The 11,448-nt window shown below is 59.0% G+C and carries 12 protein-coding genes; 5 read left to right on the top strand and 7 right to left on the bottom strand.

Features of this window, described 5'->3' with window-relative positions:
* Positions 1-26 precede the first annotated feature (26 nt).
* The 4 genes from V6Z53_RS27660 to V6Z53_RS27645 form a co-directional block, all read right to left on the bottom strand.
* Positions 27-644, bottom strand: a complete 618-nt coding sequence (locus V6Z53_RS27660) for a DUF1120 domain-containing protein (RefSeq protein WP_338582847.1) — start codon at positions 642-644, stop codon at positions 27-29.
* An 85-nt stretch (positions 645-729) separates the two neighbouring features.
* The gene (locus V6Z53_RS27655) at positions 730-1,872 is read right to left on the bottom strand and encodes a DUF1120 domain-containing protein (protein ID WP_338582845.1); all 1,143 of its coding nucleotides are present in this window, start codon (positions 1,870-1,872) and stop codon (positions 730-732) included.
* Between the two features lie 10 nt (positions 1,873-1,882).
* Positions 1,883-4,363, bottom strand: coding sequence for a fimbria/pilus outer membrane usher protein (locus tag V6Z53_RS27650; RefSeq protein ID WP_338582843.1), 2,481 nt, complete (start codon positions 4,361-4,363; stop codon positions 1,883-1,885).
* A 45-nt stretch (positions 4,364-4,408) separates the two neighbouring features.
* On the bottom strand, positions 4,409-5,119 hold the full coding sequence (locus V6Z53_RS27645) for a fimbria/pilus chaperone family protein (RefSeq protein WP_338582842.1): 711 nt from the start codon (positions 5,117-5,119) through the stop codon (positions 4,409-4,411).
* Positions 5,120-5,502: 383 nt separating this feature from the next.
* On the opposite strand from V6Z53_RS27645, the gene V6Z53_RS27640 reads away from it, so the two are divergent.
* The 4 genes from V6Z53_RS27640 to V6Z53_RS27625 all read left to right on the top strand — a co-directional run bounded on the left by V6Z53_RS27640 (position 5,503) and on the right by V6Z53_RS27625 (position 8,095).
* A complete protein-coding gene (locus V6Z53_RS27640; RefSeq protein WP_338582841.1) occupies positions 5,503-6,129 on the top strand; it encodes a response regulator in 627 nt (208 codons plus the stop codon).
* Positions 6,130-6,248: 119 nt separating this feature from the next.
* Positions 6,249-6,719, top strand: a complete 471-nt coding sequence (locus V6Z53_RS27635) for a nuclear transport factor 2 family protein (RefSeq protein ID WP_338582839.1) — start codon at positions 6,249-6,251, stop codon at positions 6,717-6,719.
* 40 nt (positions 6,720-6,759) lie between these two features.
* Positions 6,760-7,071, top strand: coding sequence for a GIY-YIG nuclease family protein (locus V6Z53_RS27630; RefSeq protein ID WP_338582838.1), 312 nt, complete (start codon positions 6,760-6,762; stop codon positions 7,069-7,071).
* Positions 7,072-7,159: 88 nt separating this feature from the next.
* Positions 7,160-8,095, top strand: a complete 936-nt coding sequence (locus tag V6Z53_RS27625; protein ID WP_338582837.1) for a glutathione S-transferase family protein — start codon at positions 7,160-7,162, stop codon at positions 8,093-8,095.
* A 40-nt stretch (positions 8,096-8,135) separates the two neighbouring features.
* Here V6Z53_RS27625 and V6Z53_RS27620 read toward each other — a convergent pair whose 3' ends face one another.
* Complete coding sequence (locus V6Z53_RS27620; protein ID WP_150702894.1) at positions 8,136-8,486, bottom strand: glutaredoxin family protein; 351 nt, start codon at positions 8,484-8,486, stop codon at positions 8,136-8,138.
* A complete protein-coding gene (gene yejK / locus V6Z53_RS27615; RefSeq protein ID WP_338582834.1) occupies positions 8,486-9,490 on the bottom strand; it encodes a nucleoid-associated protein YejK in 1,005 nt (334 codons plus the stop codon). The genes V6Z53_RS27620 and yejK overlap by 1 nt, the downstream gene beginning before the upstream one ends.
* Positions 9,491-9,897: 407 nt before the next feature.
* Between yejK and V6Z53_RS27610 the strand changes: the two genes are divergently transcribed.
* On the top strand, positions 9,898-10,179 hold the full coding sequence (locus tag V6Z53_RS27610; protein ID WP_003221909.1) for an HU family DNA-binding protein: 282 nt from the start codon (positions 9,898-9,900) through the stop codon (positions 10,177-10,179).
* A gap of 170 nt (positions 10,180-10,349) precedes the next feature.
* Here the strand turns inward: V6Z53_RS27610 and rlmF are convergent, their stop codons facing one another.
* Positions 10,350-11,369 carry a 23S rRNA (adenine(1618)-N(6))-methyltransferase RlmF gene (gene rlmF, locus V6Z53_RS27605; protein ID WP_338582832.1) on the bottom strand — a complete coding sequence of 340 codons (1,020 nt, stop codon included), beginning with the start codon at positions 11,367-11,369 and terminating at the stop codon, positions 10,350-10,352.
* Positions 11,370-11,448 lie beyond the last annotated feature (79 nt).

Raw genomic sequence — 11,448 nt, 5'->3', positions numbered from 1 at the left:
GCTGTGAGTGGCCCGGCGAGTTTGCCTTACAGGTACTTCATTTCAAACGTGGCGGAGCCGTTCATCGTGACCTCGTCGGTCAGGGTCAGACTGTCGGCGCGAGCAATACGGGTCGCGACCTCGAAGTCCATCGTCAGGGCCTGCACTGCAATCGGAGTGCTTGGGTCGGTGGCAGAGCCGGTCGACAGGAGATACCCAGGGCTGGAAACCCAGGTGCGCTTCCAGGTTTTACCGTCATCGTCGGAATCGATTGCATGTGCCACTACTCCATCTGCAATGGTGTTTTTGATCTCAACCGAGAACCACCCCAGTTTTTCGCCAGCATCAGTTAGCCCGAGACCGAACCAGGTCCTTGTCGATCCGGTACCGGCCTGGTTGTCAATTGGGTTGAGCGCGAACTGAGCCGGTGCATCACAGGTTACGGTCAATTGCAGCGGATGCTTGCCAACCAGAGTGTGCAGGGTTGGCTTGAGGTCCTTCGCCGAAATTTTGCCATTGTCCACGATACCTCCGTTGGACAGGCTCGGTGTGCACGCGACCGGGGTGATAGTGCCGGTGACGGTCAGGTCAGTTGACGAAGCAAGGGCATGAGGCGCGACGCTGATCAGGGCAGTCGTCGAAAGTGCGGCGATGTATTTTTTCATTTTGGATCTTCCTTTCTATTGTTGTCGTCCTTGCCTGGCCCAGAGCACGGGAGTGCGCCCCAGGACCAGCAAGGTAGGTTGGGTGCTACAGGTAAAAAACTTCAATCGTCCCCGATCCGTCCAGCTGAACGGCTGTGCTCAGGTCGAGGTTCGTGGTGGGGGCAATGACCGCGTTCACTGTCACCGTGGTGGTGAGGTTCTGGATCGCAATCGGGCCGGCAGTGCTGCCTGCGACATCGGTAAAGCCGAGGTAGCTTTTCTGGCCGATGGGAATCGGGTTCGAGTTGGCCGGGCTCCAGGCGGCCCCGGCGGTTGTGGAGTCGGTTCGATACAGGCGGGGGAAGGTGTCGCCGGTGACATCGGCCGGGTCGACATTCAGCGAATACAGACCGATTTTGTTGTGACGGTTATCAATACTCAGGCCGTAGTAAATCTCGCTGTTGACCGTCGCCGAGCCGGCGCGGTTGTCATGCATCACCAGGGCATAATGGGTTGGCGCGTCGCAGCCGACTTTTAACATCAAGGTTTTGGGGGGCAACTGGGTGCTCTTGTCGGCATTCAAATCGCTCCTGGACAAGGTGCCGAAGTTGACCTGGCCGGCATTGGACAGCGCGGGTTCGCAGGCCCCAGGCGCAAAGCTGGCGCGCAGGCTGGTCTCTCGGGAAACTCCAGCAGCGACCGCATCGAAAATACCGGTGGTTTCCCACGTGAGTACATCACGCACCTGCATTGCTTGTTCCTGGACCCAGGCAGTGACTTCCAATTGGGCCGAAAAGTGGCGGCCCTGTACTGGCACGCCAGCGCTTGTCGGCACGACCCCGTGCCGGGGACGCCAGACAACACTCGATGCCATTAGCTCAAGGGATTGACCGGCAGCAGAAATCAGCCCCAGGTCTACCGACCGGCCATCGAGAACACCGTCGCGAACCCGAATTTCATAGGTGCCGCGTTCTGCGAAGTGGTAACGATCGGCGGTCGCGGCCATGGCTCGATAGAACAGGCTCATGTCGGCAGGTTGTGCACAGCTCAGGCTCAGGCTCAAGCGACGTTCACCCAGGTTGCGCACAGGTGTAGTGTCGAGACGTATCGCCCGGTTCATCAGACCGAAGTCGAGTACCGGCTGGCTTATATCGAGCCGACAGTCGTCGGGCAGCGACCAAGCCTGTGGTGTAAAGCCGAACAGCGTCAGGGGGACGAGGACCGGAAATAAATGGCGGGACAGGTTCATGAAGTCATCCTCAATGGGCTCGGCACTGAGCGGCGGCGGTCTCGTAGTACGCCAGGGTGTCGGTCTTGGCCGGCAGCTCGAATTCGAGTTGGCAGCGATCCATTCCGGGGGTAGTTATCCACAGCGTGCCGGTAGCGAAGACGTTGGGTAGAAACACCAGGCCGCCGTCCTGAACCAGCGTGACGAACTCGCCGTCCGCGGTGTTCACCATGGCGCCGCGTGGCAAGGGCGCGCCGTCACTTGTGGTGACCTTGAGCAAGGCTCTGCGGGTCAGCGTGACCCCGAACTCGATTTTGTCGACGGCACCGCGCCCGGCTGAAATCACCGCCAGCCCGTTGTTGATATCGACGTTGCGCGCCAGCGAACGGGTATCGACTTCCACCGCACTGCGACCGTAAGCCGCGACCTGGGAGATCACCGCTTGACCTTGCCAGTCGGTCCATACCGGTCCGCTGGGTGTCGTGACCTTGATCGAATCCAGGTCACCCACCGTGAGCAGCGCGAAGGTGTCACGCACCGGATAGGGCGACAGGGTCAAGCCACCGCCGTGCAGCACGGCAGCGCCGCGGGCTCCGGCCATGTAGCTGGAGCGTTCGGTATCAGAGCGCGTGTAACTCAGGTCCAGCTGGCTGTAGCGCGGTAATAACGAGACCCCGGCAGAGGTCTGCACTTGCTTGTCTCGGGTGTCGTGTTCGACGCCGACGCGGTAACTGAATTGGTCATTGACCCGCTCGTTCAGGCCAGCGCCGCTGCGGTATTCGCCACCGGCATTGCGTACCCACGTTCGGGCTCGACGGCTCTCGCCCAAGGGAATGCTCAGGCTCAGGTACACGCTGTCATCACGTCGCTCTGAGCCGCTGACTTGCCATTCGGCGGTCGCCGAAACAGACACCCCGGCAATATTGGTGCCCCAGGACGTCAGGGCGCGGTTGCTGCTTTGGCCGTCGAATGAACTGGAGCGGCTGATGCCACTGCTGAATGCGCCGAAGTTTGGGTGTGACCAGGTGAATGCGGCGCTCTGTTGGTCGCGGTAGCGAGACTTGCTGCCGTCGGACTTGTTGTCGAGCACAGTGTCTTCGAGCGCGCGATAGCCGAAGGTCCGGTAGGAACTTCCCGCGTTGAGCGACCACTGATCGTTGAAGCGATGGGAAACACTCAGGTCAGCCTGAAGTCCCTTTGCAGGCTGGTTACCTGCGGCCTGCGCGCTCAGCAGAGAGGTCTGGATCTGCGTTTCGGTCGATGGCAGAAAACCCAGGCTGACGCCTGCCGCACGGTAGTCGGCAGCACCGGTCAGGCCTGCGCTGAGCAGTAGCTGTGGATCCAGTGCGCCGCTCCACCCGGCACTGATAACCCATGGAGCTTTGTCCCGTGCATCACCGGTGCTGCGCATCTGACCGGCAGCCAGCGAATAGCCAGGCGTAGGCAGGCCGATACCGAGCATGGCGGCGGGCACCGTGAAACGCCGTTCACTGCCGTCGTCTTCTTTTACCGTCACCTCAACATCGGAGCGATTGTTAAGGCGGCGCACGTCGTTCAGAGAGAATGGGCCGGCGGGCACCACTGTCGAGTGAATCAGCGAACCGTTCTGCCGAACCTCGATCTGCGCCTGACTGTGCGCAATCCCTTCGATGACCGCCGTTTGTCCTTCGACTTGCAGAGCCTGCTCGGTCATGACCTGCAAGCCAGTGATCTGCGCACCGGCGAGGACCGGGTTATAAAGGTTGATCTGACCGGCCTGCAATACCGTCTCATGACTGGCGAACGTGCGTTGGGCGTACGCTGCCAGATGGCTCGTGCGGGTCACATCCTCCTGCCAGGTCTGCACCTGACGACTGCGCACGATCCAGTCTCCGGCGTTGAAACCAACTTCGGTGTTGGCCGACATGTAGCGGCTCGACTGGTCGCCATTGAGGCTGTACAGACTGTTGACGTCGTAGTTGAGCAAACCGGCAACACCGCCGGTTTGATAGCCGGAAAAGTCCCGGGAAGCCGGACGGATCGCGTCGGTGGGAACGATCAGAGTAAGGCCAAGGTTTGCCGGATCATGTTCAATCAGCGTTTGCGGCCAGGTGCCAAGCACATCGAAACAGCGCTTGTCGTTTACCTGGGGGGCGGCGGGCACGCTCAGGTTTGCGGCATCAAGCAGGGCGCGATCAAAACACACATCGCCGTCAGCATTGATCGTCACGTCCGCCCGTCCACGACGCTGACCGTTGACTGTAAGGGTGACGGGGTGTTGGCCGACGGTGAAGCGCGGAGCAACCAGCAACAGTGCGGCCAGGGCCGGATCAATGCCACGTTGCTGCAGGGTTTTTTTGTCGAACGACGTCAGCAACGGCTTTTCGGCGATGGCACCGGCCCAGGCCTCGAGAAGTACCAAAGAATTGGCCAGCCCAAGCGCTACCTTGGCCCAAGGGCGGAACAGAGGCGGGCGACTAACCCGAATGGCGGGCACGGCTTCGCTGTCACGGCAAATCGTTACTGTGTTCATGGGCTCACTTGGGGATGCTGGTGCGTTGGCGGCTTCAGGTTCGCTTCATGGCTTGACCGGTGCCTCGTAGTGCGACACCGCAAAGCCGTAGACAGTGGCCGGCTGAAAACGCACCTGATTAACCTCGCCTGCCGGCACGGCAACGCTGATCCGTTCTCCGGGCAACACGTATGTTTTTGGCAACATCGCGCCGCCAGCGGACGGTAGCAACTGCAGCTCCTGAGCCAGTCGTACGACATACGGGGTGTCGTTGTGCACCGTCAGTTGGCTGTCCTTCAGTGACCATTGCAAGTCAGTCCACGGGGTGCGATTGGTCGCCAGGCCCTTGGGATGAAGAATCAACGGCAGGTTTTGCCGCACTGTCACGCCGACCTTGGCATGTCCGGCTTCTGGGGCTGATTGACCTTGAGGAATGCCTTCGAAAATCACTCGCTTCAAACGTTGAGTGAGCAAGGGCTTTTCCGATTGCAGAATGAAGCGCACGAGTTGGGTTTTGGACGCCTCGACGCGTGACAGCGGCGGGGTCACGAATACCAGGGGCTCGTTGTCCTCCGGAATGTGTTCAAGGGTGACGTGCAGCAACGCCAGGCTGGCATCGGTGTTGGTCACCGTCACTGACGCCTCGCCGTCGGCCTCATTGACGATCACTACGGAGGTGCTGGGGACCATGCCGTCGGACTGGGCCTGGGCTGCCAGCAGCAGTGCAATAGCGCCGATACCGGTACTGAGCAGATAACGCGAAAAGGAAAAAGACATCGTTATGAGGCGTCCCGTTGATTGTTTCGAACAAAGATCCGTCGGCATCACTCGGATGACTGATCGAGAATGAGGAGGCGCAATTAAATCCGGTGGGAGCAGCGGCTGGAATGCAACAAATACGAAAAGCGCGGCAGGGTGTATGAACAGGTGTTGCGGGATCGCGGGCGATTTCTTTCGACGTGGACTAAGGGTTTTGCACTCTTTTCTGTAGCCGCATGCGCGGATCGGCGTAGGAGTTTTCTGTTTGTTTGCGCGGTAAAAAGCCAGACCCTTGATTACATTGATGACGCGAGGTAGGACGTTTTTCCGGGGCGTTGTGGGAAAGCAAAGAACGGCGCTATTTTCCGCGCCTTTCCGTCATTTGCAGGAGGTATCCCACAATGCGAGTCGTTATTGCTGACGACCATTCCGTCGTTCTTGTCGGACTGCGCATACTCATCAATGCCAGTAGGCGATGCGTGATTGTCGGTGAGGCTGATGGAGCCGACAGCCTGATGGATATGCTTTCAAACACGCCTTGCGATCTGCTGATCACTGACTTCTCCATGCCGGGTGGGCAGCAGGCCGATGGCTTGAAAATGTTGAGTGCCATTCGACGCCACTACCCCGATCTGCCCATCATCCTGGTGACCATGTTTAACAGTGTGGCGACGGCAAGGGCCGCACTGGCCCAAGGGGTCATGGCCATTGTTGCCAAAACAGCATCGGCGACCGATTTGCCTCTTGCAATCAACGCCGTGGAGGAGGGGCGTCACTATCTCAGTGAGTCACTGCGTACGCTGCTGGCCAATTCCAGCAGTCAGTTGCACGAGTCGCCGTTGTCGGCCAAGGAGTATGAAGTGGTGCGCATGCTGGCCAGCGGTATGACCGTCAGCGAGATCGCCGGTCATTTCAAGCGCAGTGTGTCGACCATCAGCAAACAGAAAAACATGGCCATGCACAGGCTCGGCGTTTCCACGGATGTCGATCTTTTTTCCTACGCCCGTGACAGCGGAATGGCCTGCTAGCAATGGCTGAGCAAGCAATTGCGTTATTTTCTTCATGAATGCCGATAGTGTTCGGTGCGGTTGCAGACTATCGTGCAGGCAATCTCACGAAGCCATTTTGCAACCCAGGGAGCCTGCACATGAGTGAAGCCCACAGCGCATTGATCACCCGCTTTTACCAAGCCTTCCAGCGTCTGGATGCCGAGGCCATGGCGGCCTGTTACACCGATGACGTGGTGTTCAGCGATCCGGCGTTCGGCGAGCTTCGCGGTCGTGAGGCTGGCGATATGTGGCGCATGCTCACCACCCGGGCCAAGGATTTTTCCCTGACCTTCGACAACGTTTCTGCTGACGAGCGCACTGGCGGCGCTCATTGGGTCGCGACCTATCTGTTCAGCCAGACCGGTAATATCGTGGTCAACGACATTCAGGCACGTTTCGTCTTCCGCGACGGCAAGATCTGCGAGCATCACGACAGCTTCAGTATGTGGACATGGGCGCGTCAGGCCCTGGGTTTCAAGGGTTTGCTGCTGGGCTGGACACCGTTGGTGCGCAACGCCGTCCGCGCTCAGGCCCTGAAGGGGCTGAAGGCATTTCAGGCCAGTCGCTGATAAGATCGCGGCTTGTTTCCTTTCAAGCACTGATCGTCACGTGACCTCCCTCAGCGAAAACCCTGCCGACGTCGAAACACCCGCGAGCAAACCCTGGTTCGTCTACCTCGTGCGCGCGGCCAATGGTTCGCTCTATTGCGGGATCAGTGACGATCCCGTGCGTCGCTTCGCCAAGCACCAAAGTGGCAAGGGCGCACGCTTCTTTCTTTCCAGCCCGGCCATGGCGCTGGTTTACACCGAAGCCTGTCGCGACAAAAGCGAAGCGTTGCGCCAGGAACGGCTGATCAAAAAACTCAGGAAAAGCGCCAAGGAATGCCTGGTGGCGAGCGCCGCTACCGGCTTATCAATCTGACTGATTGGTTCCCATCAGGCAGATCTGTAGGCTGCCAAGTGATTGCGCGCTAAGCTGCGGATTCCTGATCTTTGCGGCGGAGCCGAGCATGTCCGAGTTGATTCTTCATCATTACCCGACGTCCCCTTTTGCCGAAAAAGCCCGCTTGCTGCTGGGTTTCAAGGGACTGTCCTGGCGCTCGGTGAAGATTTCCCCGGTGATGCCAAAACCTGATCTCACGGCGCTGACTGGCGGTTACCGCAAGACCCCGGTGTTGCAGATCGGTGCGGATATTTATTGCGATACAGCGTTGATTGCCCGTCGACTGGAACAGGAAAAAGCCCTGCCGGCGTTCTTCCCGGAAGGGCAGGAAATGATCGCCGCTTCGTTCGCCACATGGGCCGATTCGGTGGTGTTCCAGCATGCGGTCAGCCTGGTGTTTCAGCCGGAATCGGTCGCTGCGCGCTTCGGTAGTTTGCCGCCGGAAGCGATCAAGGCGTTTCTCGCCGACCGCGCCGGATTGTTCAGCGGTGGCAGTGCGACAAAACTGTCCGCCGAGCTGGCCAAGCATCAGTGGCCCACCATCATGTCGCGCCTGGAACAGCAATTGCAGCGCGAGCACGGCGACTTCCTGTTTGGCGAGCCGTCGATTGCCGACTTTGCCCTGGCGCATTCCTTGTGGTTTCTCAAGGCTACGCCGGTCACTGCGCCATTGGTCGACGCATACCCGGCAGTCACTGCGTGGCACGCGCGGGTGCTGGGCTTTGGTCATGGCGCATCCAGCGAGATGACATCCGAGGAAGCGCTGGACGTTGCGCGCAATGCCACGCCAGCGGCATTGCCGGATGAGCAGTTCGTTGATCCCAATGGGTTCGAGGCGGGTCAGCAGGTGCTGATCGCCGCTACGGACTATGGCGTTGATCCGGTGAAGGGCGAGTTGTTGTTTGCCGGTCGCGAAGAATTGATCGTGCGTCGTGAAGATGAACGTGGCGGCGTGGTGCATGTGCACTTTCCGCGGTTTGGTTTCCGCATCGAAGCCTGCTGACAAAAAACATGCGGGAGCGAGCGTGCTCGCTCCCGCATGATTATTTCAGTGCCGCCAGAATCGCGTCCGGGTCATACCCGCGAATCAGCGTTCCGTTCACATCGATAATTGGAATGCCGCCACCACCCAGGGCTTCATAGTCCTTGCGCGCCACCGCATCCTTCTCGATATCGAATTCCTTGTACGGAATGCCTTTCTGATCGAGAAAGCGTCGGGTCAGTTTGCAGTAGCCACACCATTCGGTGGCATAGAGCACGACGTTGGCTTTGGCCTGAGTCTGCTCGGACACCACTTGCGAAGGGTTGAACACCCGCTCGATCTTGCCCCAGTTCTGATAGACCACAACCACCAGCAGGATCAGCAGGAATTTTTTCAGCACGTTGCCGAGCATCAGTTGCGTCGCTTGAGCTGGTCGGTGAGCGAGGTCGGCAGACCTTTGATGATCAGCGTGCCGGCTTCTTCGTCGTACTCGATCTTCGAGCCCAGCAGGTGCGCTTCGAAGCTGATCGACAGGCCCTCGGCGCGACCGGTGAAACGGCGGAACTGGTTCAGGGTGCGCTTATCGGCCGGGATCTCTGGCGACAGGCCGTAATCCTTGTTGCGGATGTGATCGTAGAAGGCTTTCGGGCGTTCTTCGTCGATCAAACCGGACAGTTCTTCCAGGCCCATGGGCTCGCCGAGTTTGGCCTGGCTGCTGGCATAGTCGACCAGGGTTTTGGTCTTCTCGCGGGCGTCGTCTTCCGGCAGGTCTTCGCTTTCGACGAAGTCGCTGAACGCCTTGAGCAAGGTACGGGTTTCACCCGGGCCGTCGACGCCTTCCTGGCAGCCAATGAAGTCACGGAAGTATTCCGAAACCTTTTTGCCGTTCTTGCCTTTGATGAACGAAATGTACTGCTTGGACTGTTTGTTGTTCTGCCACTCGGAAACGTTGATGCGCGCCGCCAGGTGCAACTGGCCCAGGTCCAGGTGGCGGGACGGAGTTACGTCGAGTTGGTCGGTCACTGCCACGCCTTCGCTGTGGTGCAGCAGGGCGATGGCCAGGTAATCGGTCATGCCTTGCTGATAATGAGCGAACAACACGTGGCCGCCGACCGAAAGGTTGGATTCTTCCATCAGCTTTTGCAGGTGTTCCACCGCCACACGGCTGAAGGCTGTGAAGTCCTGGCCACCCTCGAGATATTCCTTCAGCCAGCCGCTGAATGGAAAGGCACCGGACTCCGGATGGAACAGCCCCCAGGCTTTGCCTTGCTTGGCGTTGTAGCTCTCGTTGAGGTCGGCGAGCATGTTCTCGATGGCGGCGGACTCGGCCAGTTCAGAGTCGCGAGCGTGAAGAACTGCGGGCGTGCCGTCGGGTTTTTTGTCGATCAGGTGGACGATGCAATGACGGATCGGCATGGGCTTCTCGGCTGATGGGGGCGGCTGGTTGGAGAGAGCAGGGCGAGCTCCCCGAAAAAGCGCCAAGTGTACCGCAACCACTGGTTTTGGCGCGTTGCGAAGGTCAAATCCCGGGCGACCGGCGGCGCTTATGCATTTTTTTCCCGATTTAGAGCAATAAAGCTGACCAAATGGGTAGCTAGAGGCGGATATTTCCCCGTCTCTGTGCTAGTTTTGCCCGGTCTTACGCGAAGTCACTGCGTTAAGCGTGCAGTCAGCAATTGTCAGGTCGAACCAAACCCTGATTTCGGTATCTATAACCCGACTCGTCGCGGTTATCGCCGAGGGTGCCAGATCCAGAAGATCGGGCTCGATGGCTGACACTGCACTCTGCAATCCATATGAATTTGATAGGGAAGGAACACTACATGGCTCTTACTAAAGACCAACTGATCGCCGACATCGCTGAAGCTATCGACGCGCCAAAAACCACCGCGCGTAACGCTCTGGACCAACTGGGCCAAATCGTTGCTGATCAGCTGGAAAACGGCGGCGAAATCACTCTGCCAGGTATCGGCAAACTGAAAGTGACTGAGCGTCCTGCCCGTACCGGCCGTAACCCTTCGACTGGCGCTGCCATCGAAATCCCTGCAAAGAAAGTGATCAAGCTGGTTGTGGCCAAAGGCCTGACCGACGCTGTGAACAAGTAAGACGCAGCGATAAAAAAAACCGTGCGCCGGAGCAATCCGGGCACGGTTTTTTTGTGCCTGCGATTTTAGGCGCTGGCGAGTGAAACGAGGCTGCGATCCTGTTTCAAATCAACATCAAAAGATCGCAGCGTTCCGCCGCTCCTGCACAGACGCCGCGCAGTGACTCTGCTTTAGCGTGTCCAGCGCTCTTGGCGCCAGATCTGCTGCTCGGATTTGGTCTGGAAGGTCCAGGCGACGAAGCGGCTTTGTTTCTGCCCTTGAGACATCTCCACCACCTGACTTTCCAGTACGCCGGCCTTGTGCAGTGCCGTCTCGATGGCTGGCAGGTTCGAGGCTTTCGACACCAGGGTGCTGAACCACAGCACTTTATGCTGGAAATTCGCGCTCTCGGCGATCAATTGCGTCACGAAACGTGCCTCGCCCCCTTCACACCACAATTCAGCTGACTGCCCACCGAAGTTCAGCACCGGCAGTTTGCGTTTCGGATCGGCGCGGCCCAATGCGCGCCATTTACGCTCGCTGCCCTTGGTCGCTTCGGCCATCGAGGCATGGAACGGCGGGTTACACATGGTCAGGTCAAAGCGTTCGCCAGGTTCCAGCAAGCCCAGCAGGATGTGCTTGGGATTGGTCTGTTGACGCAACTGGATGGCCTTGTTCAACCCGTTGGACTGGACGATGGCTTTGGCAGAAGCAACGGCCGTTGGATCGATTTCCGAGCCAAGGAAGTGCCAGCGGTAGTCGCTGTGACCAATCAGCGGATAAACGCAGTTGGCGCCCATACCGATATCCAGAACATTGACCGACGCACCGCGAGGGATCTTGCCGTCGTTGACGCTGGCCAGGAGGTCAGCCAGGAAATGCACATAATCGGCACGGCCCGGAACCGGTGGACAAAGGTAGTCCGCCGGAATGTCCCAATGAGCAATGCCATAGAACGCCTTGAGCAGCGCCCGGTTGAACACGCGCACCGCGTCCGGGCTGGCGAAGTCGATACTTTCCTTGCCATACGGATTGATGATCACGAACTTCTTCAATTCCGGCGTGCTTTTGATCAGCGCCGGGAAGTCGTAACGACCCTGGTGGCGGTTGCGCGGATGCAGGCTGGCCTTTTCGCGGGGCTCCACGGCTTTGGCCGGGGTCGCGGAGTCAGGCTTCTTGCGCGCAGGTTTGGGTGTGCGGGGGCTGGTCATGGCAGTGGTCGATTCGGGTATGGCTGAAAGTGGCGGGCATTGTCCCACAGTCGATGGGTAGGCGGGGACCTGTAGGAGC

Source organism: Pseudomonas sp. MAG733B (assembly GCF_036884845.1).
GTDB lineage: Bacteria > Pseudomonadota > Gammaproteobacteria > Pseudomonadales > Pseudomonadaceae > Aquipseudomonas.
Note: the sequence above shows the minus strand (reverse complement) of the source record. Positions and strands in the feature narration are given on the sequence as shown.

What these genes read in the sequence shown, in the direction of transcription:
- V6Z53_RS27660 (WP_338582847.1), bottom strand. Translation starts at nt 644, where the DNA reads ATGAAAAAATACATCGCCGCACTTTCGACGACTGCCCTGATCAGCGTC.
- V6Z53_RS27655 (WP_338582845.1), bottom strand. Translation starts at nt 1,872, where the DNA reads ATGAACCTGTCCCGCCATTTATTTCCGGTCCTCGTCCCCCTGACGCTG.
- V6Z53_RS27650 (WP_338582843.1), bottom strand. Translation starts at nt 4,363, where the DNA reads ATGAACACAGTAACGATTTGCCGTGACAGCGAAGCCGTGCCCGCCATT.
- V6Z53_RS27645 (WP_338582842.1), bottom strand. Translation starts at nt 5,119, where the DNA reads ATGTCTTTTTCCTTTTCGCGTTATCTGCTCAGTACCGGTATCGGCGCT.
- V6Z53_RS27640 (WP_338582841.1), top strand. Translation starts at nt 5,503, where the DNA reads ATGCGAGTCGTTATTGCTGACGACCATTCCGTCGTTCTTGTCGGACTG.
- V6Z53_RS27635 (WP_338582839.1), top strand. Translation starts at nt 6,249, where the DNA reads ATGAGTGAAGCCCACAGCGCATTGATCACCCGCTTTTACCAAGCCTTC.
- V6Z53_RS27625 (WP_338582837.1), top strand. Translation starts at nt 7,160, where the DNA reads ATGTCCGAGTTGATTCTTCATCATTACCCGACGTCCCCTTTTGCCGAA.
- V6Z53_RS27620 (WP_150702894.1), bottom strand. Translation starts at nt 8,486, where the DNA reads ATGCTCGGCAACGTGCTGAAAAAATTCCTGCTGATCCTGCTGGTGGTT.
- yejK (WP_338582834.1), bottom strand. Translation starts at nt 9,490, where the DNA reads ATGCCGATCCGTCATTGCATCGTCCACCTGATCGACAAAAAACCCGAC.
- V6Z53_RS27610 (WP_003221909.1), top strand. Translation starts at nt 9,898, where the DNA reads ATGGCTCTTACTAAAGACCAACTGATCGCCGACATCGCTGAAGCTATC.
- rlmF (WP_338582832.1), bottom strand. Translation starts at nt 11,369, where the DNA reads ATGACCAGCCCCCGCACACCCAAACCTGCGCGCAAGAAGCCTGACTCC.